The following is a 23,843-nucleotide window of genomic DNA, read 5'->3' as shown; positions in this document are numbered from 1 at the left end:
GCACATGATGGGCCGCACGATCTTCATCGACCCGGGCCGCTGCATCGGCTGCCAGGCCTGCGTCTCCGCCTGCCGCGAATGCGACTCGCACCGCGGCAAGTCGATGATCCATCTCGACTACCCCGACGAAGGCCACTCCGTCGCCTCCCTTCCCACCGTCTGCATGCACTGCGAGGACCCCGTCGCCCCCTGCGCCGAGGTCTGCCCCGCCGACGCGATCCTGGTGACCGCCGACGGGGTCGTGCAGCAGGCCGACACCACCCGCTGCATCGGCTGCGCCAACTGCGTCAACGCCTGCCCCTTCGGCGTGCCGAAGATCGACCTCCAGGCGAAGCTCCAGATGAAGTGCAACCTCTGTTACGACCGCACCGCCTACGGCCTCGCCCCCATGTGCGCCACCGTCTGCCCCACCGGCGCCCTCTTCTACGGCACCCTCGACGAGCTCCGCGCCGAGCGCCCCGGCGTCCAGGTCGCCGACTCCTTCACCTTCGGCAGCACCACCGTCACCACCGGCGTGGCGATGGTCGTCCCCGCCGACAAGGTCCAGTGGCCCGTGCCCGGCGGTCTCCCGGTCGTCCAGATCAACGGAAAGGACGTCCGATGAGCGTCACCGACCCGCAGCCGCCCGCGCCCGAGGCCGGGGCCGACGCCGCCCAGGAGGCGCTGCACGACCGGATCGCCGCGGACTCCCTCACCACCCGCCGCGACTACCTGCGGATCGTCGCCACGGTCTCCGGCGGCCTCGCCGTCGGCGGTGTCGCCGTGGCCTCCGGGATCCTGCACCGGCACGGCGACAGCGACGGGGCGCCCGAACCGAAGCGGATCGCCGACCGGATCCTGCCCGGCGAGTCCCTCGCCTTCCGCTACCCCGGCGACGAGGACCGGGCGATCGCGGTCCGCATGGAGGACGGCACCCTCGCCGGCTACTCGGCCGTCTGCACCCACCTCGCCTGCGCCGTGCTCTGGCGCAGGGACCGGGGCAGCGAGGGCGAGCTGTACTGCCCCTGCCACGAGGGGGTCTTCGACGCCCGTACGGGAGAGGTCACGGCCGGCCCGCCGCCGCGCGGCCTGCCCAAGGTCGTCCTGATCGAGCAGGCCGACGGCAGCGTCTGGGCCATCGGCACCGCCCGCTCCGGCGAGAGCCTGGAGGAGGGCCTGTGCCGCCAGCAGGGCGACGCCCTGCGCCTGTGCCGCGCCCAGACCGACCCCGCCGCCGGCACCGCCGCCGTCGAGAGGAGCGCACGCTCATGACGGACAGCTCGTTCCCCCGCGACCCGGAGGCCCCGCGGCCGCCGGCGGACCGGCCGCCCGCGTACCGCCCGGGCAGCGCGCAGCCGCGGCTGAACCGGCCGGTGCGCGAGCGCTATCCGCAGATCCGGCCCACCAGCGGGTACGGCGACCCGCGGATCCGGCACACGGGGCCGGGTCCCGGGGCGGGCACGGAGCAGGAACCGGAGCGCTCCTCGAAGCTGTCGGCGCGGCTGGCGCTGGCGCTCACGGTGGTGATCGGCCAGCTGTGGGGGCTGACCATCGTGGTGGACGAGTGGATGACCGGTGACACCGGCACCGCGTGGTGGGGCGCCGGTTTCCTCGTCCTGTCGTTCCTGGTGGTCCTCGGCCTGTGGGCGCTGGACCCGAAGGACCGCTGACCGGAAGGCGGCTGATCGGGCGGGACCGGGGCGGGGGAGCGGGCGTACCCTGAAGACATGAGCACCGCCCCCGCCCACGGACCGCGAGACGCGAAGCCGACCGGCGTTCGGCCGAATTCCGAGAACCCCCCGAAGCCGGTGATCGTCTTCGACGATCCGCTCGACGTGCAGTCCGCGGACGACACGGACCGCGGGTGGGGCGAGCGGGCTCCGGCCGGCGGCAGCGCCGCCGACCTCGCGCGCTTCCTCGACGAGAAGCCGCCGCACCACCTCTGACGCCGGAGCGTCCCTCCGCTCAGGAGGTGGAGTGCGCCCCCTTGTCGCTGCCCGGGCCGCGCTGCCCGACCAGGTGGTCGCGGATCTCCTTGAGCACCTCCAGCTCGCTGACCTCGATGACCTCCTCCACGCTCTCCTTCCGCTTCTCCTGCGCGGCGCGCTTGGCGAGGACCTTGGCCATCGGCAGGACCATCAGGAAGTAGACGACCGCGGCGGTGATGAGGAAGCTGAGGACCGCGCTGAGGACGGTGCCCCACATGATCGGGATGCCGGAGACCACGTTGCCGGCCTCGTCGATCTGGCAGGGACCCTTGAGGCAGGACTGGTAGCTCTCCAGGTCCTTGGTGCCGAAGGCCCCCACCAGCGGGTTGATGACCCCCTTGACCACCGAGTTCACGATGTTGGTGAACGCGGCACCGATGACGACCGCCACCGCGAGGTCGATCACGTTCCCGCGCATCAGGAAGGCCTTGAAGCCCTCCAGCACGCTTTCCTTCTTCTCGGCCACCGAGGTGCCTTTCTTCGGATGTGCTGCTGTGTGCGGAGCCATTAGGCCGTGAGGGGCACAGAGCCGTCCAATCCGTACACACGGGACGGTGACTTGACAGTGAGTCCGTGCGAATCAGCACACCGTCACCGCCAGTTGGGACGTGACACCGGCACCTGCCAGCGCCGTCGCCGTCGCCCGGGGTACGGCCAGGACGATCAACGCCCCTCCGTCCGAACGAGTCTCACCCGGCCGGGGGACTTCGGCCACTCGGGCGGCCCGCGCCACCACCCGCACCGCGCTGTCGCCGCCCCCGAGCGGGGAGTTGACGGCCGGCGCGGCGATGACGTCCACCCGGTCGCCGGCGCGCAGGAGCCGCACGGCGTCCGCGTCCGCGATCCGCACGGGCGCGGAGACGAGCCGGACCGGGGCGGGGGCGCGGGCCGCGGGCGCGGAGACGGGGCGCGCCCCGGGGTCGTACCGCCCCGGCGGGGAGGGCGGGCCGGAGGGCAGGGCGGCGGTCAGGACGAGCGCCGCGGCCGTGAGGACGAGGAGCGCGCCGGGCGCGCGGCGCAGCCGCGGCCGGAACCGCCCGCCGCGGACCCGCAGCGGCGGGAAGTCGGGCACCTCGCAAGGGGCGGGGAGGGCGGGGGTCGTACGCGTCGTGTTCATGCGGTCACTGTCCCGCCCGCGCCGCGATCCCGCTCCGGCCTGTGGACGACCCGCGTCCTGTGGACAACTCGGCCGCCCCCGCGGGTGGTTTACCGGTTTCTACGGCAGTTCGATGCCGAGGTCCCAGCCGTCGTGGGCATGGGTGCAGAGACAGTCGCGGTCCGCCGTGGCCGGGAGGGCGGCGATCGCGTCGAAGAGGACGTCGCGGAGCCGGCCGATGTTCTCGCCGAAGACGCGCAGGACCTCGGTGTGGGAGACGCCCTCGCCGGTCTCGGTGCCGGCGTCGAGGTCGGTGACGAGGGTGAGGGAGGTGTAGCAGAGGCCGAGTTCGCGGGCGAGGACGGCTTCGGGGTGGCCGGTCATGCCGACGACGGACCAGCCGTTGGCGGCGTGCCAGCGGGACTCGGCGCGGGTGGAGAAGCGGGGGCCCTCGACGACGACGAGGGTGCCGCCGTCCACGGCCTGCCAGTCCCGGCCGCGGGCGGCCTTGAGCGCGGCCTGCCGCCCGTCGGGGCAGTAGGGGTCGGCGAAGGAGACGTGGACGACGTTCGGGACGGCGCCGTCGGGGCGCGGTTCGCCGTCGAAGTAGGTTTGGGCGCGGTTCTTCGTCCGGTCGACCAGCTGGTCGGGGACGAGGAGGGTGCCGGGGCCGTACTCGGGGCGCAGCCCGCCGACGGCGCAGGGGCCGAGGACCTGGCGGACGCCGAGGGAGCGGAGGGCCCAGAGGTTGGCGCGGTAGTCGATGCGGTGCGGGGGGATGCGGTGGTCGCGGCCGTGGCGGGGGAGGAAGGCGACCCGCCGGCCCGCCACCTCGCCGAGGAAGAGGGAGTCGCTGGGGTCGCCGTAGGGGGTGGTGACGGGGACCTCGCGGACGTCGTCGAGGAAGGAGTAGAAGCCGGAGCCGCCGATCACGCCGATCTCGGCGTAGTGGTCGGCCCGGTCGTCGTCGGGGCCCGCGCTGGAGCCGGGAGTCGTCGCCATGGACGTCACCCTACGCAGCGCCTCCGCCGCCGGAACCGTCCCGGCCGGTCCCGCCCCGCCGTACCGCCCCGTCCTGCCGTCCCGCCGCACCGGCCCTGCCCGCCCCGGGCATGCCGGAGCCCCGGTCCCCCTCGCGGGGGCCGGGGCCGGGCGGTGGTGCTGGGTGCGGCCGGACTCAGGCGGCCGGGGTCGAGGACGACGACGAGGACGCCGGGGCGGACGTCGACGAGGCCGGCTTCGAGTCGGACGGGGCCGAGGAGGTGGACGCCGACGAGGACGTCGAGCTCTTCGAGGCCGGGGAGCTGCTGGACGAGGCGCCGCGGCTGTCGTTCCGGTAGAAGCCGGAGCCCTTGAAGACGATGCCGACGGCCGAGAACACCTTCTTGAGGCGGCCGTGGCAGGCGGGGCACTCCGTCAGCGCGTCATCCGTGAACTTCTGGACCGCCTCAAGGCCCTCGCCGCACTCGGTGCACTGGTACTGGTAGGTCGGCACTAGTCTTCCTCCTGGCACTCACACTCATCGAGTGCTAACGACGATCCATAGTGACGTATTCCGCCGGTTCAGTCCACCGCCACCGGCACGCGGTGACCGACGCCACGTGCCGCGACCCGGCTCGCCTCGCGCGGCTTGAGCTTCCCGCGCAGGGCGACGAGGGTGACGAAGGCGAGGGCGGTGCCGGCGGCCGGGACGAGGAATCCGGCGCCGGAGCCCTGGGCGTCGGCGAGGCGGCCGGCGACCGTGACGGCCAGGGCCTGGCCGAGCGCGACGGCGCCGGTGAGCCAGGTGAACGCCTCGGTCCGGGCGGAGGCCGGGATGAGGGTCTCGACGATGGTGTAACCGGTGATCAGAGCCGGGGCGATGCACAGGCCGACGACGAGGCCGAGGGCGCCGAGCAGCACCACCGAGTGCGCGGTCCACAGCAGGGAGGCGGCGACGGTGAGGCCGGCGTAGCCCAGGACCATGCGGCGGCGGGGGCCGGTCTTCCAGGCGACGGCGCCCATGGCGATGCCGGCGAGCATGTTGCCGGCCGCGAAGACGCCGTACAGCAGGCCGTTGGCGCCGGGGTTGCCGATCTCCTCGCTGAACGCGGTCAGCGAGACCTGCATGCCGCCGAAGACGGCGCCGATGCCGAGGAAGGCGACGATCAGGACGCGGACGCCGGGGACGGAGAGCGCGGAGCGGTGCGGTTCGCCGTCGGCGCGGCCGGCGGCGGCGAGCAGGCCGTGCGGCGGCTGGGTGGCGCGCTGGGCGGCGAAGAAGAGTCCGCCGACGAGGGTGAGGGCGGCCTCGGTGATCAGGCCGGCGGCCGGGTGGACGCCGGTGCACAGGGCGGTGGCGAGGACGGGGCCGACGACGAAGGTGAACTCGTCGGTGACGGACTCGAAGGCCGCGGCCGTCGGCATCAGCGGCGTTCCGTCCAGCTTGGCCGCCCAGCGGGCCCGGACCATGGGGCCGACCTGCGGGACGGAGGCGCCGGCGGGCACGGCGGCGAGGAACAGCGCCCACAGCGGGGCGCCGGCCAGCGCGAGCGCGACGAGCAGCGAGACCGCGGCGGAGTGGACGATGACGCCCGGGACGAGGACGGCCCGCTGGCCGAAGCGGTCGGCGAGCTTGCCGCTCTGCGGGGCGAAGAGCGCCATGGAGACGCCGGTGACGGCGGCGACGGCGCCGGCGCTGCCGTAGGAGCCGGTGGTGTGCTGGACGAGCAGGACGATGCCGATGGTGAGCATCGCGAAGGGCTGCCGGGCGGCGAACCCGGGGATCAGGAACGACAGCGCACCGGGGGTGCGCAGCAGCTGCCCGTAACCGGGACGCTTCTCGGAGATGACCGTGGATGCCACGGTCCTTGCCTTTCTGCCGCCTGGTAGCGCGCGGGCACGGTGGTGCCGGTCTCGCCGAGAGCTGTCCTCTTGCGCGGAACTGCGGTAGATACCGGCGGGCCCCACTGCGGGAGGGGCGCCGCGGCCGCCATACGGTCGCGCCAGCTCTGCGTCAGGCAGAGTTGGTTCGATCAAGTGTGCCTTCATGGTACAGGGAGAAGCGCGTTCCCGCCTGTGATTCCACTGGAGGGAACGCGTTCGACCCCGAAATAATGCCGACGATTAACGGGACGGCTTCTTCTCGTGCCCCGTGCCCGGCAGGTGGAAGCGGGCCGGCGTGGCGGCGGCCGCCTCCCGCCCGTCGCCGGTGCCCAGCCAGCCCGCGAGCTTGCCGCCCCGGCCGACCGCGCGGAGCCGGCGCTCGGTGGCGTCGCGCACCGGGTCGGTGGCGACGACCAGCAGCTCGTCGCTCTTGCGCAGCACGGTCGCCGGGCCGGGCACGAAGCTGGCCTCGTCCCGTACGACGAGGGTGACGGCGGCCCCGGCGGGGAGGCGGAGCTCGGCGACCTCGACGCCGTGCATCCGGGAGCCCTCGGGGATGGCGACGGAGAGCAGGTGGCCGCGGAGCCGTTCCAGCGGGGCGGACTCGACGCCGAGGTCGGCGGCCTCGGCGGAGTCGCCGAGCTTGAGGGCGCGGGCGAGCCAGGGGAGGGTCGGGCCCTGGACGAGGGTGTAGACGACGACCAGGACGAAGACGATGTTGAAGATCCGCTCGCTGCCCTCGATCTGCCCCACCATCGGGATGGTGGCGAGGATGATGGGGACGGCTCCGCGCAGGCCGGCCCAGGACATCAGGGCCTGCTCCTGCCAGGGGATGCGGAAGGGCAGCAGGCTGACCAGGACCTCCATGGGCCGGGCCACCATCGTCAGGACGAGGCCGATGACGACGGCCGGCCAGAAGTCGTGGACCAGCTCGTGCGGGGTGACGAGCAGGCCGAGCAGGACGAACATGCCGATCTGGGCGATCCAGCCGAGTCCCTCGGCGAAGCCGCGGTTGGCGGGGGCGTGCGGCAGCTTGGCGTTGCCGAGGACCATCGAGGCCAGGTAGACGGCGAGGAATCCGGAGCCGTGGGCGAGCGCGCCGGCCGCGTAGGCGGTGACGGCGATGGCCATGACGGCGATCGGGTAGAGGCCGGAGGCGGGCAGGGCGACGTGCTTGAGCCCGTACGAGCCGACGAAGCCGACGGCGAGGCCGACGCCGGCGCCGATGGCGAGCTCCAGGGCGATCTTGCCGACGAGCACGTACCAGTCGTCGACCGGTCCGGCGGAGGAGAAGGCGACGACGAGGATGACGACGGGGGCGTCGTTGAAGCCGGACTCGGCCTCCAGGACACCGGTCACCCGGGACGGCAGCGGCACCTTGCGCAGCACGGAGAAGACGGCGGCGGCGTCGGTGGAGGAGACGACGGCGCCGATGATCAGCGCCTGGCGCCACTCCAGGCCGACGAGGTAGTGGGCGCCGGCGGCGGTGATGCCGACGGAGACGGCGACGCCGAGGGTGGAGAGGACGACCGCGGCCGGCAGGGCCGGCCTGATCTCCTTCCACTTGGTGCCGAGACCGCCCTCGGCGAGGATGACGACGAGGGCCGCGTAGCCGATGACCTGGGTGAGCTCGGCGTTGTCGAAGGCGACGTTGCCGATGCCGTCCTGTCCGATGGCGACGCCGATGCCGAGGTAGAGCAGGAGGCTGGGGAGCCCGCTCCGGGACGAGATCCGCACGGCGGCGACCGCGATCAGCAGCACCAGCGAGCTGATCAGCAGGAGTTCGTTGAGCTGGTGGACAGTCAGTGCGCCGTTCCTTCCCCTCGCGGGCACGCCGGATCGTTCCTCCAGCGGCCGGTACTTCGTTACCTTACCTAATCTTTAACGTTTTCTTGACGCCTTCTTCGCGCCCGGGGGCCTTCGATACGGTCATCGGTCCGGTTCCTCCCCGACACCGAGTCCGGGCCCCTCGGGCGCTGCGCCTAAGGTTGCTCCCGTACTCCAGGACCACCCTGCCCCTCGAAGGACAGCGATGCCCTCCAACACGACCGCGCCCCCCGCCAAGAAGAAAGGCAGGCGCGCCCGCCTGATCGTCCTGCTCCTGGTCCTTGCGCTGGTCGGGGCCGTCGCCTTCGGCGGCTGGTGGGGGGTGGGCACCGTCCGGGCCTCGTTCCCGCAGACCACCGGCGAGGTCCGGCTCGATTCGCTCTCCGGCGACGTCGAGGTCAAGCGGGACGCCAACGGCATCCCGCAGATCTACGCGGACAACGAGACCGACCTCTTCCGCGCCCAGGGCTACGTCCAGGCGCAGGACCGCTTCTACGAGATGGACGTCCGCCGGCACCTCACCGCCGGCCGCCTCTCCGAGATGTTCGGCGACAGCCAGGTCGACACCGACGCCTTCCTGCGCACCCTCGGCTGGCGCCAGGTCGCGCAGCAGGAGTACGACAAGGTCCTGACGCCGGAGACGAAGAAGTACCTCCAGGCGTACGCGGAGGGCGTCAACGCCTACCTGAAGGACCGGGCCCCGAAGGACGTCTCCGTCGAGTACGCGGCCCTCGCCCTCACCAACGACTACGCGATCGAGCCGTGGACGCCGGTCGACTCGGTCGCCTGGCTCAAGGCGATGGCCTGGGACCTGCGCGGCAACATGCAGGACGAGATCGACCGCTCGCTGCTCACCAGCCGGCTGACCCCGGCCCAGATCAAGCAGCTGTACCCGGAGTACCCGTACGACCTCCACCAGCCGATCCTCGACCGCGGCACGGTCGACCCGGTGACGAAGAAGTTCGACCCGGAGGCCGGCAAGGACGAGGAGGCCGACGGCGGCTCCGGTACGGGCGCGGCCGCGGGCTCCGGCGGCGCGAGCGCCCAGCTCGCCGCCCTGTCGGGCCTCTCCGACGTCCTCGACGGCGTCCCCGCGCTGCTCGGCCCCAACGGCAACGGCATCGGCTCCAACTCCTGGGTCGTCTCCGGCGACCTCACCACCTCCGGCAAGCCGCTGCTCGCCAACGACCCGCACCTCGCGCCGATGCTGCCGTCCCTCTGGTACCAGATGGGCCTGCACTGCCGCTCGGTCTCCGCGACCTGCCGCTACGACGTCGCCGGCTACACCTTCTCCGGCATGCCCGGCGTGATCATCGGCCACAACGACTCCATCGCCTGGGGCCTCACCAACCTGGGCGCCGACGTCACCGACCTCTACCTGGAGAAGGTCAGCCCCGAGGGCTACCTCGTCGACGGCAAGGTCAAGCCGTTCGATACCCGCGAGGAGGTCATCAAGGTCGCCGGCGGGAAGAGCCGGACCATCACCGTCCGCTCCACCGACCACGGCCCGCTGGTCTCCGACCGCTCCACCGAGCTGGAGAAGGTCGGCCAGAAGGCCCCTGTCGGCAACTCCGCCCCCGACCGCGCCGAGGGCTACGGCGTCTCCCTCCAGTGGACCGCCCTCCAGCCCGGCAGGTCGATGGACGCGATCTTCGCGCTCAACCGCGCCCAGGACTTCAAGGAGTTCCGGGCCGCCGCGAAGAACTTCGAGGTCCCCTCGCAGAACCTCGTCTACGCCGACACCGAGGGCCACATCGGCTACCAGTCCCCGGGCAAGATCCCGCGCCGCGCCAAGGGCGACGGCACCCTGCCCGCGCCCGGCTGGGACTCCTCGTACCGCTGGAAGGGCTACATCCCCTTCGAGCAGCTGCCGTACGAGTACGACCCGGAGCGCGGCTACATCGTCACCGCCAACCAGGCCGTGATCTCCCCGGAGCGGTACGACGACCTGCTCACGAAGGACTGGGGCTACGGCTCGCGCAGCCAGCGGATCAACGACCTCATCGAGTCGAAGACCAAGGACGGCGGCAAGATCTCGCCGGACGACATGCGGACCATGCAGACGGACAACCGCAGCGAGATCGCGACCCTGCTCAACCCGCTCCTGCTGAAGATCGACATCTCCGACCCGCACGTCCGCGAGGCGCAGAAGCTGCTGGAGGGCTGGGACTACACCCAGGAGCCCGACTCGGCCGCCGCCGCCTACTTCAACGCGGTCTGGCGCAACGTCCTCAAGCTCTCCTTCGGCGACAAGCTGCCCAAGGAGGTGCGCGCCGAGGGCGACTGCGTCAACGTCCGCCCGGTCGACGCCACCGGCCCGGTCGACGAGCAGAACAAGCTGGTCCGCGAGTGCGGCGAGCGCGACCCCGACTCGGCGCAGCCGGACGGCGGCGACCGCTGGTACGAGGTGGTCCGCCCGCTCCTCAAGCAGGAGAAGAGCCCCTGGTGGAGCACCCCCGCCACCCGCACCGACCCGGCCACCGAGACCCGTGACCAGCTGCTCGCCCGCGCCATGAAGGACGCCCGCTGGGAGCTGACCGCCAAGCTCGGCAAGGACGTCTCCACCTGGAGCTGGGGCCGGCTGCACCAGCTGAACCTGAAGAACCAGACCCTCGGCACCGCCGGTCCCGGCGCGGTCCAGAAGCTGCTCAACCGCGGCCCGTGGAACCTCGGCGGCGGCGAGGCGGCGGTCGACGCCACCGGCTGGAACGCGGCCGGCGGCTACGAGGTCATCTGGGTGCCGTCGATGCGGATGGTCGTCAACGTCGGCGACTGGGACAGGTCCCGGTGGATCAACCTGACCGGCGCCTCCGGCCACGCCTTCCACGACAACTACACGGACCAGACGGACGCCTGGGCCGAGGGCGAGCTGTACGACTGGCCCTACGGCAAGGCGGCGGTCGACGCGGCGGCGAAGGACACGCTGACGCTCAAGCCGTGATCAGGAACGGCCGGAAGCCGCTCGTTCCGTGATCAGGAACGGCGGAAACGGGCCACCCCGTCCGGGGTGACCACCGCGTGCACGGGGTGGTCGTGCGGTTCCTCCGGGACCCGCGCGACCACCTCGTCCGCGTAGAGGAGCACCACCAGGGCCGGGTCCTTCCCGGCGCGGGCGAGCCGGGCGAGGACCCGGTCGTACGAGCCGCCGCCCCGGCCCAGCCGCATGCCGCGCGCGTCCACCGCGAGGCCCGGCAGCAGCACCGCGTCCGCCGTGCGCACGGCGTCCGGGCCGAGCCGGGGACCGGTCGGTTCGAGCAGCCCGCGGCCGGCCCGCGTCAGCGCCTCCGGCCCCTCGTACGCGGCCCAGTCCAGGTCGTTGTCGGGCAGCAGCACCGGCAGCAGGACCCGCACCCCGCGCGCGTGGAGGGCGTCGAGCAGCACGCGCGTGCCGGGCTCGCGGCCGACCGAGACGTACGCGGCGACGGTGGCGGCCCCGGCCAGTTCGGGCAGTCCGAGGCCGTTCTCGGCCAGGGCCTTCGCCGCCCCGGCCAGGTCGTCGGGGGTGAGGGCGGCGCGCCCGTCGAGCAGCCGGCGGCGCAGCAGTGCCTTTTCGGACAAATCGGAAGCCTCTTTCTGCATGGCGGGTCCTCAGGAATCTCTCGTAACCGTCTTTATGCGGAGAAAGTTAATCGGAACCCCATCTTTCTCTCATTCCCCAGCGGCTAAGGTGCCCGTATGAATCAGCAGTTCCCCCGGCCAGGCCGGATCAGCAAGGCTGTCATCCCGGCCGCCGGTCTGGGCACCCGCTTCCTTCCGGCGACCAAGGCGACCCCGAAGGAGATGCTGCCGGTCGTCGACAAGCCGGCGATCCAGTACGTCGTCGAGGAGGCCGTCGCCGCCGGGCTCTCCGACGTGCTCATGATCACCGGCCGGAACAAGCGTCCCCTGGAGGACCACTTCGACCGGAACTACGAGCTGGAGGAGGCGCTGGCCCGCAAGGGGGACGACGAGCGCCTCTCCAAGGTCCAGGAGTCCAACGACCTCGCCACCATGCACTACGTGCGCCAGGGCGCCCCCCGCGGCCTCGGGCACGCGGTGCTGTGCGCGGCCCCGCACGTCGGCGACCAGCCCTTCGCGGTCCTCCTCGGCGACGACCTGATCGACCCGCGCGACCCCCTCCTCGCGCGGATGGTCGAGATCCAGGAGCGCGAGGGCGGCAGCGTGATCGCGCTGATGGAGGTCGAGCCCTCGCAGATCCACCTCTACGGCTGCGCGGCGGTCGAGCCGACCGCCGACGGCGACGTGGTGCGGGTGACGGACCTGGTGGAGAAGCCGGAGCCGGCCGAGGCGCCCAGCAGCTACGCGGTCATCGGCCGCTACGTGCTCGACCCGGCGGTCTTCGGCACGCTGCGCGAGACCGAGCCGGGCCGGGGCGGCGAGATCCAGCTGACCGACGCCCTCCAGAAGCTGGCGGGCGACGAGAAGCTCGGCGGACCGGTGCACGGCGTCGTCTTCAAGGGGCGCCGCTATGACACCGGCGACCGCGGCGACTATCTGCGTGCCATTGTCAGACTCGCGTGCGAACGTGAAGATCTGGGACCGGACTTCCGGGCCTGGCTCCGGAGATACGTCAGCGAGGAGATGTAGGACCTTGAGCAGCGAGACGGCACCGTCCCAGGAGCACCAGGACCACGACGGCCACGGCCACGGTCCGGGCGATCCCTGCGCGGGCCCGGGCGGTGCCGGGACGCGCCTGTGGTCGGTCGACGAGCACCTGGCCGACATCCTGGCCACCGTCGGCCCGCTCGACCCGATCGAGCTCCAGCTGCTCGACGCGCAGGGCTGCGTCCTGGTCGAGGACGTGACGGTGCCGGCGGCGCTGCCGCCGTTCGACAACAGCTCCATGGACGGGTACGCGGTCCGGGTCGCCGACGTGGCGGGCGCGACCGGGGAGTTCCCCGCGGTCCTCACCGTCGTCGGCGACGTCGCCGCGGGCGCCGGCGGGCTGCCGGAGGTCGGCCCCGGGCAGGCCGCCCGGATCATGACCGGAGCCCCGCTGCCGCCGGGCGCCGAGGCCGTCGTCCCCGTCGAGTGGACCGACGGCGGCGCCGGCGAGGGCGCGGCCACCGGCATGCGGGCCGCGAGCGCCGCCCCGGAGGGCGCGGCCGGCGAGGTGCGGGTGCACCGCGCTGCGGAGGCGGGCGCCCATGTGCGCCGGGCCGGCAGCGACGTGCGGGCCGGGGAGCTCGCCCTCGCGGCGGGCACGGTCCTCGGACCGCCGCAGCTCGGTCTGCTCGCGGCGATCGGCCGGGGCACGGTGACGGTCCGGCCGCGCCCCCGCGTGGTGGTCCTCTCCACCGGCAGCGAACTCGTCCAGCCCGGCGAGGAACTGGGCCCGGGCCAGATCCACGACTCCAACAGCTTCGCCCTGGCCGCCGCCGCCCGGGACGCGGGCGCCCTGGCCTACCGGGTCGGCGCGGTCGCCGACGACGCCGAGTCGCTGCGCGCCGCCATCGAGGACCAGCTGATCCGGGCCGACCTGATCGTCACCACCGGCGGCGTCAGCGTCGGCGCCTACGACGTGGTGAAGGAGGCCCTCACCGCCGACGGGCAGGTCGACTTCCGCAAGCTGGCCATGCAGCCGGGCAAGCCGCAGGGCTTCGGCGCGATCGGCCCCGAGCAGATCCCGCTGCTCGCCCTGCCGGGCAACCCGGTCTCCTCGTACGTCTCCTTCGAGCTCTTCGTCCGGCCCGCGATCCGGGCCCTGATGGGCCTGGAGGAGCTGCACCGGCCGGTCGTCCGGGCCACCCTGGAGGCGGACGCGCCGCTCTCCTCGCCGCCCGGCCGCCGCCAGTTCCTCCGGGGGAGGTACGACGCCGGGTCCGGCACCGTCACCCCCGTGGGCGGCGCCGGCTCCCACCTGGTCGCGGCCCTCGCCCACGCCGACTGCCTGCTCGTCGTCCCGGAGGACCGGGACGGGGCGGAGCCGGGCGAGGAGCTGGACGTGGTCCTCCTCGGCTGAGGGGGGCGGGTCGGGGGTACGGTGTGTCGTCCCACACAGCGACCGGGAGTGTCACGGCCATGAGCACGCAGCAAGGTCTCACCCACATCGACGAGGCGGGGGCGGCCCGCATGGTCGACGTCTCCGCCAAGGACGTCACGGCCCGCACCGCGCGGGCCAGCGGGCGGGTCCTCGTCTCGCCGCGCGTCATCGAACTGCTCCGCGGCGAGGGCGTGCCGAAGGGCGACGCGCTGGCCACCGCCCGGATCGCCGGGATCATGGGCGCGAAGAGGACCCCCGACCTCATCCCGCTCTGCCACCCGCTGGCCGTCTCCGGCGTGACGCTCGACCTGTCGGTCGCGGACGACGCCGTGGAGATCCTGGCGACGGTCAGGACCACGGACCGCACGGGCGTCGAGATGGAGGCGCTGACCGCCGTGTCGGTGGCCGCGCTGACGGTCGTGGACATGGTGAAGGCGGTCGACAAGGGCGCGGTCATCTCCGACGTGCGGGTGGAGGAGAAGACCGGCGGCAAGTCGGGCCACTGGACCCGGGGCGAGGCGTGACGCGCGGCGGCCGGGTCGCGGGCGCGCACGACCAGGCGGAGACGGCGCCGGCGGCCCCCGCCGCGGACGTGGGCGGCGCCCCGACCGCCCCGTACGCGGCGCTCGTCGTCACCGCCTCCAACCGGGCCTCCGCCGGGGTCTACGAGGACAGGGGCGGGCCGCTGATCGCCGAGGGGCTGCGCGCGATGGGCTTCGCGGTGGACGGGCCGCGGGTGGTCCCGGACGGGGCGCCCGTCGAGGCGGCGCTGCGGGCCGGGATCGCCGCCGGGTACGACGTCATCCTGACGACCGGCGGCACCGGCATCTCGCCGACCGACGAGACGCCCGAGGTCACCGCCCGCGTCCTGGAGCGGCAGATCCCCGGGATCCCGGAGGCGATCCGGGCCTACGGCCGGGAGAAGGTGCCGACGGCGGCGCTCTCCCGCGGCCTCGCCGGCGTCGCCGGGGGCACGCTGATCGTGAACCTGCCGGGTTCGACCGGCGGGGTGCGGGACGGGCTCGCCGTCCTGGAGCCGCTGCTGCGGCACGCCGTGGACCAGATCCGCGGCGGCGACCACCCGAGACCGGCGGAAGCGGGCCCGGCGTCATGACCGCGGCCTGGCCGGTCGTCCTCGTCGACGGAGACGTGCTGCTCCGCCCGATAAGGATGCGCGACCAGAAGGAGTGGCGGGAGGTGAACCGCCGCAACCGCGAGTGGCTGCGCCCCTGGGAGGCGACGGTCCCGCCGCCCGCGCCGGGCATGCCGCCCGCGCAGCGCCCCACCTACCGTCAGATGGTGCGCCACCTGCGGGCGGAGGCGAACGCGGGGCGGATGCTGCCGTTCGTCGTCGAGTACCGGGGGCGGATGGCCGGGCAGTTGACGGTGGCCGGGATCACCTGGGGCTCGATGTGCTCGGGGCACGTGGGCTACTGGGTGGACAGCGAGGTGGCCGGGCGCGGGGTGATGCCGACGGCGGTCGCCCTCGCCACCGACCACTGCTTCCGGACGGTGGGGCTGCACCGCGTGGAGGTGTGCATCCGGCCGGAGAACGTCCCCTCGCGCCGGGTGGTGGAGAAACTCGGCTTCCGGGAAGAGGGATTGCGGCCGCGCTATCTGCACATCGACGGGGCCTGGCGGGACCACCTGGTCTTCGCGCTGACGGCGGAGGAGATTCCGGAGGGGCTGCTCGCCCGGTGGCACCGGACCCGGCGCCGAGAGGCCGCCTGAACCCGTAATCACATAACTGTTCGAATTTCGGCGGCATATGAACACCGATCGATCTGAACAATCACAAAAAAGTTCAGTGATATCAGCCAGATCGTGCGACACACCGGGCCAATTGGCCGATGCCCCGTCGCGAACCCCTCTACCGTGTGAGGCGTGAGCAGCAGCGGCCTCATCTACGCAGTCATCGTCGGGGCCTGGGCCGCCTACTTGGTGCCGATGTGGCTCCGCAGGCAGGACGAGCTGAACGAGGCCCGTCCGACGGAACGCTTCAGCACCGCCATCCGGCTGCTGTCCGGACGGGCGGGCATGGAGCGCCGGTACGCCAAGGAGCTCCGCGAGCGGGACCGTACGGCCCGGGAGGCGACGCCCGACGTGGACCCGGACGCGGCGACCGAGCATCTGAGCTCGGTCGACGTCCGGGCCTTCTCCGCGCCTCCGGCCAGGACCGAGGCGCGCCTGGAGCTGCCCGGCCCCGAGCCGGAACCGGCCCCCGAGCCGGCGCCCGCCCGCCCCGCCGCCGGCGCCGCCGAGCGGGCCCGCCGCGGCAAGGTCCTGGCGCGCCGCCGGCGCACCACGATCGTGCTCTTCTCCGCCTTCACCCTCGGGGCCGTGGTCGCCGCCGTCGGCGGCGTCGCCTTCCTGTGGGCGCCGGGCGTCCCCGCCGTGCTGCTCAGCGCCTACATCGTCCACCTGCGCGGCCAGGAGCGCCGCCGCTTCGTCTACGTGATGGACCGGCGCCGCGCCGAGGCCGCCGCCGCCCGGCTCCGCGAGAGCCGCGCGGCCGCGCCCGCCCCGGAGCCCTCGCCCGCCCCCGCCGTCTCCCCGCAGGAGGCCGACCGGCGCGCCCTGGTCGAGCAGACCGACCACGCCGAGTGGGTGGACCAGCAGCGCGAGCGCGGCCCGGCCCGCGGCGACAGCTGGGACCCGGTGCCGGTGCCGCTGCCCACCTACGTCACCGCGCCGGTCGCCCCGCGCGCCTCCAACGGCGTGGACGTCACCGACCCGGAGACCTGGAGCGCGGCCCGCTCCTCGACCGCCGCCGAGCAGCCCCCGGCCGCCTCGCCCGCCCCGCGCCGCCGCCCGGCCCCGCCGCGCCGCGGCCGCGACCAGGGCCGCACCCCGCTCTTCGACCAGTACGCCGACCACGCCGACGACGAGCGGCCCCGCGCCGCCAACGAATGAGCGGGCCCGGACGGGTCCTCATCTGACCTGCGGCGGAAGCGATTTTTCTTCTCGTCGATCGGGATGCTAATGTTTCACACGTCGCAGGGGCCTGTGGCGCAGTCCGGTAGCGCACCTCGTTCGCATCGAGGGGGTCAGGGGTTCGAATCCCCTCAGGTCCACCAGCGGAAGACGGGATCCCGTCCGATCGAAAGATCGGGCGGGATCTCGTCGTTTCCGGGGGCGGGACGCGGAGTGCCGGCGCCCGGGGGCGCCGGCGGGCGGGATCAGACCAGCGGCTTCGCGAAGCAGCGGCTGCTGTCGTGGTGGCGGTAGAGGCCGAACTTGGCGCACGGCTCGTACCCGCTGGAGGCGTAGAGGGCGATGGCCTCGGGCTGGGCCGTGCCGGTCTCCAGGACCATGCGGGTCCGGCCGGCGGCGCGGGCGTCGTCCTCCAGGACGGCGAGGAGGCGGCGGGCCAGGCCCAGGCCGCGCGCCTCGGGTATGACGTACATCCGCTTCAGCTCGGCGTCCCCGTCCGCGTACCCCTCCTCGTTCTCGTCCTGGCGGCGCCAGGCGCCGCTGGCGACGGGCCGGCCCTCGGGGTCGTACGCGAGGAGGTAGAGGCCGTGCGGCGGGCGGAACATCGACGGGTCGAGCGGGGTGGCGTCGCCCTCGCCGGCGTAGCGGACGGCGTATTCGGCCTGCACCGCGTCCTGCAGTTTCACGGCGTCGGGGTGGTCGTACGGCGTCGGCTGGATGTGCATGGCGGTCATCGTACGTGTATGCGAGTGCGGGGTGTCGGTATTCTCCCGGGATGTTCACTGTCACCAGCGCGAACGTCAACGGCCTCCGTGCCGCCGCCAAGAAGGGCTTCGTCGAATGGCTGGCGGGCACCTCCGCCGACGCCGTCTGCCTCCAGGAGGTGCGCGCCGAGGAGGCGCAGCTGCCCGCCGAGGTGCGGGCCCCCGAGGGCTGGTTCACCGCCCACGCCCCCGCCGCCGCCAAGGGGCGCGCCGGCGTCTCCCTCTACCTGCGGCGCGAGCCCGACGCCGTCCGGGTCGGCTTCGGGTCGAGCGAGTTCGACGGCTCCGGCCGGTACGTCGAGGCCGACCTGCCCGGCGTCACCGTCGCCAGCCTCTACCTCCCCTCCGGCGAGGCGGAGACCGAGAAGCAGGACGAGAAGTACCGCTTCATGGGCGAGTTCCTGCCCTACCTCAAGGAGCTGCGGGTCCGCGCCGCCGCCGACGGGCGCGAGGTCGTCGTCTGCGGCGACTGGAACATCGCCCACCACGAGGCCGACCTCAAGAACTGGCGGGCCAACCGCAAGAGCGCCGGCTTCCTCCCGGAGGAGCGCGCGTGGCTCACCCGCGTCCTCGACGAGGCCGACGGCGGCTACGTCGACGTCGTCCGGGCCCTCCACCCCGACCAGGAGGGGCCGTACTCCTGGTGGTCCTACCGGGGCCGCGCCTTCGACAACGACGCCGGCTGGCGCATCGACTACCAGATGGCCACCCCCGGCCTGGCCGCCAAGGCCGTCAAGGCGTACGTCGAGCGGGCCGCCACCCACGCCGAGCGGTGGAGCGACCACGCCCCCGTCACCGCCGTGTACGAGCTCTAGGAGCCGGCCGCTCCCGCCCGGGGTACCGTTTCGTCGAAATACGCGGCCCGGGTGGGGAGAATTCTTGAGCGCGCGCATTCTGATCGCCGAGGACGACGAGAAGCAGTCCCGGCTCATCCGCCTCTATCTGGAAAGGGAAGGGAATTCCGTCCAGGTCGTCGCGGACGGCCGGACCGCGCTGGAGAGGATCCGGTCGGCCCGGCCGGACCTCGTCGTCCTCGACGTCATGCTGCCCGCCGTCGACGGCCTCGACGTCTGCCGCATCCTCCGCTCCGAGGGGTGCGACGTGCCGATCCTGCTGCTCACCGCCCGCAGCACCGAGGAGGACCTGCTCCTCGGCCTCGACCTCGGCGCCGACGACTACCTCACCAAGCCCTACAGCCCCCGCGAGCTCACCGCCCGGGTCCGCGCCCTGCTGCGCCGCTCCCGCGCCGGCGCCGCCGCCCCGCCCGAGCTGATCCGGGCCGGCGGCATCACCCTCGACGCCGCCCGCTTCGAGGTCACCGTCGAGGGCCGCCCGGTCGCCCTCACCGCCAAGGAGTTCGCCGTCCTGGAGGCCCTGGTCCGCGAACCCGGGCGGGTCTTCACCCGGGCCCTGATCATCGAGCGGGTCTTCGGCTTCGACAGCGACGTCCTGGAGCGCACCGTCGACGCCCACGTGCGCAACCTCCGCCGCAAGCTCGAACCCGACCCGGCCCGCCCCCGCTACCTGGAGACCGTGTACGGACGCGGCTACCGGATCGCCGACACGGCACCGGACGGCGCCGGCGCGGAGCGGCCGTGAGCTTCCGCCTCCGGGTCCTCGCCCTCGTCCTCCTCGTCGCCGCCGCGGCCACCGCCGCCACCGCCTGGCTCACCCTCCGCGAGGCCGCCGGCCAGGTCCGCGAGTCCGCCGCCGCCGACCAGCGCTCCCTCACCCGCATCACCGAGGGGCTGCGCGCCCACGGCGCCACCCACGGCACCTGGGACGGCGTCCTCCCCCTCGTCCGCTCCCTCGCCGAGGAGACCGGCCAGCGCATCCGCGTCGCGACCGAGGCGGGGCCGGTCGCCGACTCCGACGCCCTCCTCGGCCGCGCCCCCCGCCCCGGCACCACCGCCCCGCCCTTCCTCGTCGACCCCCGGCCCCGGCTCGAACTGCCCGCCGGCCTCTCCGCCCTCGGCCTCGCCAAGACGACCGCCACCGCCGTCTTCCGGTACGGCACCGGCGTCACCTACGCGGCCTGTCTCACCCGCGCCGGCCACACCGTCACCACCACCCCCGGCGACCTCGGCGTGCCCGACTTCGCGGACGGCGGCAAGGCCCCCGGCGCCCCCGCCGGATCGGCCTCCTGCGTCCGCGACGAGACCGCCCCCACCGGCGTCCACCAGGCCGAGTTCGCCGCCACCGAGCCCTGCCGGAACGGCCCCGCCGACGCCCTGCACGCCTGTCTGCGCCGGGTCTTCGCCGAACGGACCGCCGCCGTCGCCCCCCAGCCCCTCACCGTCCGCCTCGGCGCCGTCGACGACGCCGGCCGCACCCTCGCCGTCGGGCCCGCCGTCGCCGTCGCCGCCGGCGTCGTCCTCGCCGCCCTCGGCTGCGCGGTGCTCCTCAGCCGCGCCGTGCTCCGCCCCGTACGCGCCCTCACCACCGCCACCCGCGGCCTCGGCGAGGGCGACCTCGGCCGCCGGGTGCCCGCCGCCGGCCGGGACGAGATCGGCGAACTCGGCCGCGCCTTCAACCGCATGGCCGACTCCCTCGCCGCCAGCGAGGAGCGCCAGCGCCGGCTCGTCGGCGACATCGCCCACGAGCTGCGCACCCCGCTCGCCAACCTCCGCGGCTACCTGGAGGCCCTGCGCGACGGCGTCCTGGAGGCCGACCCCGACCTCCTCGACTCGCTCCACGAGGAGGTCCTGCTCCAGCAGCGGATCGTCGACGACCTCCAGGACCTGGCGCTCGCCGAGGCCGGCGCCCTCACCTACCACCGGCGCGCCCTCGACGCCCGCGAACTCCTCGACGCCTGCCGCACCGCGCACAGCGCCCGCGCCGCGGCCGCCGGGGTCGAGCTGACCGTGACCGGCCCGGGGCCGGGCGCGGTCCGCCTGCACGGGGACCCCGACCGGCTCCGGCAGGCGCTCGGCAACCTGGTCGGCAACGCCGTGCGGCACACCCCGGCGGGCGGCTCGGTCCGGCTGGAGCTCGGCCGGGCGGACGGCCGGGTGCGGATCGCCGTGCGGGACACCGGCGAGGGCATCCCGGCCGCCGACCTCCCGTACCTCTTCGACCGCTTCTGGCGGGCGGACGCGGCCCGGGGCCGGGCCACCGGCGGCAGCGGCCTCGGCCTCTCCATCTGCCGGCGGATCGTCGCCGACCACGGCGGGACGGTCACGGCGGCGAGCGAGCCGGGAAAGGGCTCGGTGTTCACCGTGCTGTTCCCCGGAGCGCCGCGCGCGGAAGGGGAGGGGGAAAACGGTGCGGATTTTTGAATTCCGTGCCGTGGAATCCGCGCCGAGGACCCGGGAAAGGGAATTCCGGGCCCTCGGGGAACGCGTGGCGCCGCTCTCCGTGACGTGCGGTCAGGTGCCGGACAGGGCCGCCGTCGGCGCGAGGCGGCTCGCCCGGACCGCCGGCCAGAGGCCCGCGAGCGCGCCGATCACCAGCGTGCACCCGAGGCCGGCGGCCGTCGCCCACGCCGGGACGACCGCCGGCCAGCCCCGGCCCACCGCGTACACGCCCGTGACGAGGGCGCCGAGCAGGGTGCCGCCCAGTCCGCCGAGCGCCGACAGCAGCAGCGACTCCGTGACGAACTGGCCCCGGATCTGCCCCCGGGTCGCGCCGAGCGCCCGCCGCAGCCCGATCTCGGGGCGGCGCTCCAGGACGGAGATCACCATCGTGTTGGCCACGCCGACCCCGCCGACGAGCAGCGCGACCCCGCCGAGGCCGAGCAGCAGCCCGGTCAGCGCCGACTCCGTCGCCTCGCGGGCGGCGAGCGCGTCGGAGGGCCGGGAGACCTGGACCTCGCCGGGGCGGGCGGGGTCGGCGGTCGCGGCGAGCACCGACCGCACCGCCGTGACGGCGTGCTCCTCGGCACGGACGTACACGGTCGACGGATGCCCGTCGAACCCCAGGTACGTGCGGGCGGCCGGCCCGCCGACGAGCGCGGCCCCGTCCAGCTCCGGCGCGAGCGGCACCGGGTCGAGGACGCCGACCAGCGAGAACCAGCGGCCCCCGATCCACAGCCGGGTGCCGGGCGTGCGGACGTCGAGGCGCTGGGCGGCGGTGGCGCCCAGGACGACCGCCGGATAGCGCTCGGTCGCCGCGTCCAGCCAGCGGCCCCGGCCGATCCGGCCGCCGACGGCGGCGAGCAGGTCCCCGTCGGCGGCCCGGACGGTCAGCGAGCCGGTCCGGCCCTCCGGGATCCGCTCGTTGCGGTAGACCTTCGCCCGGGTACCGCCGGTGGCGGCGACCTCCAGGACCGGCGGGACGCGGCGGATCATGCGGACCGCGTCCGCCGGCAGCTTCGCCCGGTCGCCGGCCAGGGAGGTGCCGGGCTCGACCCGGAGGAGGTTGGTGCCGAGCGCGTCGAGCCGGCGGTCCACCTCGGCCCGGCCGGAGGCGGAGACGCCGACCACCGCGATCATCGCGGCGACGCCGATCGCGATCCCCAGCGCGGAGAGGAAGGCCCGCAGGGGGCGGGTGCGCAGCCCGGTGCCGCCGAGGCGGACGGCGTCCCCGGGGCGGAGCCGGGCGGCCCGCGGCCGGTCGGTCATGCGGATGCTCCTGTCGCGTACGGGCCGCCGGGCGGGGTGCGGAGGGCGTGCGGGGCGGTGTCGGCGACGATCCGGCCGTCGCGCAGTTCGATCCGGCGGGGCAGCGCGGCGGCGACGTCCCGGTCGTGGGTGATGACCACGACCGTGGTGCCGGCCGCGTTCAGCTCGCGCAGGAGCTCCAGGACGGCCGCCCCGGAGGCGGAGTCGAGGTTGCCGGTCGGTTCGTCGGCGAGCAGCACGGCCGGTTCGCCGACGACCGCCCGGGCCACCGCGACCCGCTGGCGTTCGCCGCCGGAGAGCTGGTGCGGCAGGTGGTGGACGCGGTGGCGCAGCCCGACCCGGGCGAGGGCGGCCGCGGCCCGCGCCCTGCGGCGGCGGCGCGGGACCCCGGCGTACAGCAGGCCGTCCGCGACCGCGTCCAGGACCGGGACGCCGACCGCCAGGTGGAACTGCTGGAAGACGAAGCCGATCCGGGTCGCCCGCAGCGCCGACACCTCCCGGTCGGAGAGCCGGGCCACGTCGTGCCCGTCGACCAGGACCCGCCCGGACGTCGGCACGTCCAGACTGCCCATCAGGTGCAGCATGCTGGACTTGCCGGAGCCCGACGGGCCGACGACGGCGAGGAGTTCGCCGCGGCCGACGGCCAGGCTGACGTCCCGGACGGCCGCGACGCCGCCGGGGTACGTCTTCGACACCGAGCGGAACTCGACGACCGGCGCCGGTGCGGGGGCGCTCACCGGGGCATCCTCACCTTCAGGCCCTCGTGGACCCCGGGGCCGCTCACCTCGACCATCCCGTCGGCGAAGAGGCCGGTGCGGGCCGTGACGAAGCGTCCCCCGGCGGTCTCCAGGCCGTGGCCGCCCTCGGCCAGGGCGACCAGGGCTGCGACCGGCACGGCGAGCACGTCCGCCCGCTCGCGGCCCACGTGGGCGACGGTGACCGGGCCGCCCTCCAGCCGGCCGAGGGCCCGCTGGTCGGCGATGGCGACGGTGACCGGGACGGTCGGCGGGGCGCCGGCCCGGCCGCCCTCGGGCGCGCTCGCCCTCCGGCCGACGCCGGCGACCTCGCCCGCGACCGTGCGCCCGTCGGGCAGGGTCACGGTGACGGCGGTGCCGCGGACTGCCCAGGCGGTCTCCTCGGCGGCGGCCTGGACGGTGACCTTGCGGGACGAGCCGGTGAAGGTCAGCACGGACTCCCCGGCGGGCTGGCCGGGACGGACCCCGGCCTGGCCGAGGCGGATGCGGCCGGAGGCGTACACGACGTCCCCGAGGCCGACCCGGCCCGTCTCGGGCAGCCCGAGCGCCCGCTGCCAGCGCTTCACCGCGCGCTCGGTGCCGGCGGTGAACTCCTCGTCGACCGTGAAGCCGGTGTAGCCGAGGGCGGCGAGGTTGGACTCGAACTGGAGGACGTCCATGCCGCGCAGGGGCGCGGGGGAGGGCGTGGGCGCGGGCGTGGGGGCGAAGGGAGGGGCGGGCGGGGGAGTCGCGCCGGCCGCGCCCTTGCCCGTGCCTGTTCCCGTACCCGTGTTTTCGCCCGTACCCGTGTCCGTGCCCGTACCCGTGCCCGTACCCGTGCCCGTACCCGTGCCCGTACCCGTGCCCGTGTCCGCGTCCGGTGGCGTGGCGGTCCGCGGGCGCCCCAGGTCGCGGTACATCGGCAGGGTGCCGTACAGCAGCACCACCGGCCGGTCGTCGACGCGCAGGAGGGTGTCGCCGCGTTCGGCGGTGGTGCCGGGCTCGGGGAGCCAGGTCGGGTCCGGTACGGGCGCGGAGGCGCCGACGGTGACGGGTTCGCGCAGGGCGCCGCCCAGGTGGCGGGCGGTCTGGCGGGCCAGTTCGGCGGCGT

General features: G+C 74.3%; 25 protein-coding genes and 1 tRNA gene. 15 read left to right on the top strand and 11 right to left on the bottom strand.

Annotated features, from left to right (window positions below):
* Window positions 1-4 precede the first annotated feature (4 nt).
* Genes AB0E83_RS27050 through AB0E83_RS27035 form a run of 4 tightly spaced genes read left to right on the top strand, consistent with a single transcriptional unit; the run spans window position 5 to window position 1,925 of the window.
* Window positions 5-604: a 4Fe-4S dicluster domain-containing protein gene (locus tag AB0E83_RS27050; RefSeq protein ID WP_030494762.1), complete on the top strand. Its 600-nt coding sequence runs from the start codon at window positions 5-7 to the stop codon at window positions 602-604.
* Window positions 601-1,251, top strand: a complete 651-nt coding sequence (locus AB0E83_RS27045) for a Rieske (2Fe-2S) protein (RefSeq protein WP_362117101.1) — start codon at window positions 601-603, stop codon at window positions 1,249-1,251. The genes AB0E83_RS27050 and AB0E83_RS27045 overlap by 4 nt, the downstream gene beginning before the upstream one ends.
* Complete coding sequence (locus AB0E83_RS27040) at window positions 1,248-1,649, top strand: hypothetical protein (protein ID WP_362117098.1); 402 nt, start codon at window positions 1,248-1,250, stop codon at window positions 1,647-1,649. The genes AB0E83_RS27045 and AB0E83_RS27040 overlap by 4 nt, the downstream gene beginning before the upstream one ends.
* 57 nt (window positions 1,650-1,706) lie before the next feature.
* Entirely contained in the window at window positions 1,707-1,925 is a 219-nt protein-coding gene (locus AB0E83_RS27035) for a hypothetical protein (RefSeq protein ID WP_362117096.1), read from the top strand.
* 19 nt (window positions 1,926-1,944) lie between these two features.
* Here AB0E83_RS27035 and mscL read toward each other — a convergent pair whose 3' ends face one another.
* The 6 genes from mscL to AB0E83_RS27005 all read right to left on the bottom strand — a co-directional run bounded on the left by mscL (window position 1,945) and on the right by AB0E83_RS27005 (window position 7,689).
* Entirely contained in the window at window positions 1,945-2,433 is a 489-nt protein-coding gene (gene mscL / locus AB0E83_RS27030) for a large conductance mechanosensitive channel protein MscL (RefSeq protein ID WP_362117094.1), read from the bottom strand.
* A 114-nt stretch (window positions 2,434-2,547) separates the two neighbouring features.
* Entirely contained in the window at window positions 2,548-3,084 is a 537-nt protein-coding gene (locus AB0E83_RS27025) for a hypothetical protein (RefSeq protein ID WP_362117091.1), read from the bottom strand.
* 99 nt (window positions 3,085-3,183) lie between these two features.
* On the bottom strand, window positions 3,184-4,065 hold the full coding sequence (locus AB0E83_RS27020) for an S-methyl-5'-thioadenosine phosphorylase (RefSeq protein ID WP_362117088.1): 882 nt from the start codon (window positions 4,063-4,065) through the stop codon (window positions 3,184-3,186).
* Between the two features lie 175 nt (window positions 4,066-4,240).
* Window positions 4,241-4,558: an FmdB family zinc ribbon protein gene (locus AB0E83_RS27015; protein WP_362117085.1), complete on the bottom strand. Its 318-nt coding sequence runs from the start codon at window positions 4,556-4,558 to the stop codon at window positions 4,241-4,243.
* Window positions 4,559-4,626: 68 nt separating this feature from the next.
* Window positions 4,627-5,907 (bottom strand): MFS transporter, encoded by a 1,281-nt coding sequence (locus tag AB0E83_RS27010; protein WP_362117082.1) that lies wholly within the window; start codon window positions 5,905-5,907, stop codon window positions 4,627-4,629.
* A gap of 261 nt (window positions 5,908-6,168) precedes the next feature.
* Window positions 6,169-7,689: a potassium/proton antiporter gene (locus tag AB0E83_RS27005; RefSeq protein WP_362117144.1), complete on the bottom strand. Its 1,521-nt coding sequence runs from the start codon at window positions 7,687-7,689 to the stop codon at window positions 6,169-6,171.
* A 271-nt stretch (window positions 7,690-7,960) separates the two neighbouring features.
* Between AB0E83_RS27005 and AB0E83_RS27000 the strand changes: the two genes are divergently transcribed.
* Window positions 7,961-10,696 (top strand): penicillin acylase family protein, encoded by a 2,736-nt coding sequence (locus AB0E83_RS27000; protein ID WP_362117079.1) that lies wholly within the window; start codon window positions 7,961-7,963, stop codon window positions 10,694-10,696.
* Window positions 10,697-10,728: 32 nt separating this feature from the next.
* Here the strand turns inward: AB0E83_RS27000 and AB0E83_RS26995 are convergent, their stop codons facing one another.
* Window positions 10,729-11,334, bottom strand: a complete 606-nt coding sequence (locus AB0E83_RS26995) for a 5-formyltetrahydrofolate cyclo-ligase (RefSeq protein WP_362117076.1) — start codon at window positions 11,332-11,334, stop codon at window positions 10,729-10,731.
* Window positions 11,335-11,430: 96 nt separating this feature from the next.
* Here AB0E83_RS26995 and galU point away from each other — a divergent pair, with 96 nt between their 5' ends.
* From galU to AB0E83_RS26960, 7 genes are all read left to right on the top strand, one after another.
* Window positions 11,431-12,342 carry a UTP--glucose-1-phosphate uridylyltransferase GalU gene (gene galU, locus AB0E83_RS26990; protein WP_362117073.1) on the top strand — a complete coding sequence of 304 codons (912 nt, stop codon included), beginning with the start codon at window positions 11,431-11,433 and terminating at the stop codon, window positions 12,340-12,342.
* A 106-nt stretch (window positions 12,343-12,448) separates the two neighbouring features.
* The gene (glp, locus tag AB0E83_RS26985) at window positions 12,449-13,717 is read left to right on the top strand and encodes a gephyrin-like molybdotransferase Glp (protein ID WP_362117141.1); all 1,269 of its coding nucleotides are present in this window, start codon (window positions 12,449-12,451) and stop codon (window positions 13,715-13,717) included.
* Between the two features lie 59 nt (window positions 13,718-13,776).
* On the top strand, window positions 13,777-14,262 hold the full coding sequence (gene moaC, locus AB0E83_RS26980; RefSeq protein WP_362117071.1) for a cyclic pyranopterin monophosphate synthase MoaC: 486 nt from the start codon (window positions 13,777-13,779) through the stop codon (window positions 14,260-14,262).
* Between the two features lie 68 nt (window positions 14,263-14,330).
* Window positions 14,331-14,852, top strand: coding sequence for a MogA/MoaB family molybdenum cofactor biosynthesis protein (locus AB0E83_RS26975; protein ID WP_362117137.1), 522 nt, complete (start codon window positions 14,331-14,333; stop codon window positions 14,850-14,852).
* Window positions 14,849-15,469, top strand: a complete 621-nt coding sequence (locus tag AB0E83_RS26970) for a GNAT family protein (RefSeq protein WP_362117068.1) — start codon at window positions 14,849-14,851, stop codon at window positions 15,467-15,469. Before AB0E83_RS26975 ends, AB0E83_RS26970 begins: the two co-directional genes overlap by 4 nt.
* 153 nt (window positions 15,470-15,622) lie before the next feature.
* Window positions 15,623-16,651, top strand: coding sequence for a gephyrin-like molybdotransferase receptor GlpR (glpR, locus tag AB0E83_RS26965; RefSeq protein ID WP_362117066.1), 1,029 nt, complete (start codon window positions 15,623-15,625; stop codon window positions 16,649-16,651).
* Window positions 16,652-16,738: 87 nt separating this feature from the next.
* Window positions 16,739-16,815, top strand: a tRNA-Ala gene (locus AB0E83_RS26960).
* Window positions 16,816-16,917: 102 nt separating this feature from the next.
* On the opposite strand, the gene AB0E83_RS26955 is transcribed toward AB0E83_RS26960, so the two are convergent.
* Window positions 16,918-17,397: a GNAT family N-acetyltransferase gene (locus AB0E83_RS26955; protein WP_362117063.1), complete on the bottom strand. Its 480-nt coding sequence runs from the start codon at window positions 17,395-17,397 to the stop codon at window positions 16,918-16,920.
* 50 nt (window positions 17,398-17,447) lie between these two features.
* Here AB0E83_RS26955 and AB0E83_RS26950 point away from each other — a divergent pair, with 50 nt between their 5' ends.
* The 3 genes from AB0E83_RS26950 to AB0E83_RS26940 all read left to right on the top strand — a co-directional run bounded on the left by AB0E83_RS26950 (window position 17,448) and on the right by AB0E83_RS26940 (window position 20,714).
* Complete coding sequence (locus AB0E83_RS26950; protein ID WP_362117060.1) at window positions 17,448-18,251, top strand: exodeoxyribonuclease III; 804 nt, start codon at window positions 17,448-17,450, stop codon at window positions 18,249-18,251.
* Between the two features lie 64 nt (window positions 18,252-18,315).
* Window positions 18,316-19,035 carry a response regulator transcription factor gene (locus tag AB0E83_RS26945; protein WP_362117057.1) on the top strand — a complete coding sequence of 240 codons (720 nt, stop codon included), beginning with the start codon at window positions 18,316-18,318 and terminating at the stop codon, window positions 19,033-19,035.
* On the top strand, window positions 19,032-20,714 hold the full coding sequence (locus AB0E83_RS26940; protein ID WP_362117054.1) for an ATP-binding protein: 1,683 nt from the start codon (window positions 19,032-19,034) through the stop codon (window positions 20,712-20,714). Before AB0E83_RS26945 ends, AB0E83_RS26940 begins: the two co-directional genes overlap by 4 nt.
* A gap of 90 nt (window positions 20,715-20,804) precedes the next feature.
* Here AB0E83_RS26940 and AB0E83_RS26935 read toward each other — a convergent pair whose 3' ends face one another.
* From AB0E83_RS26935 to AB0E83_RS26925, 3 genes are read right to left on the bottom strand one after another with little or no spacing between them, the layout of a single operon-like run.
* Window positions 20,805-21,998 (bottom strand): ABC transporter permease, encoded by a 1,194-nt coding sequence (locus AB0E83_RS26935; RefSeq protein WP_362117051.1) that lies wholly within the window; start codon window positions 21,996-21,998, stop codon window positions 20,805-20,807.
* Window positions 21,995-22,735, bottom strand: a complete 741-nt coding sequence (locus AB0E83_RS26930; RefSeq protein ID WP_362117048.1) for an ABC transporter ATP-binding protein — start codon at window positions 22,733-22,735, stop codon at window positions 21,995-21,997. Before AB0E83_RS26930 ends, AB0E83_RS26935 begins: the two co-directional genes overlap by 4 nt.
* Window positions 22,732-23,796 (bottom strand): peptidoglycan-binding domain-containing protein, encoded by a 1,065-nt coding sequence (locus AB0E83_RS26925; RefSeq protein ID WP_362117134.1) that lies wholly within the window; start codon window positions 23,794-23,796, stop codon window positions 22,732-22,734. The genes AB0E83_RS26930 and AB0E83_RS26925 overlap by 4 nt, the downstream gene beginning before the upstream one ends.
* Window positions 23,797-23,843: the final 47 nt, after the last annotated feature.

The sequence above is a fragment of the Streptomyces sp. NPDC035033 genome (assembly GCF_040636735.1).
Classification (GTDB): Bacteria; Actinomycetota; Actinomycetes; order Streptomycetales; family Streptomycetaceae; genus Streptomyces.
This window is presented reverse-complemented; position numbering and strand designations above follow the sequence as displayed.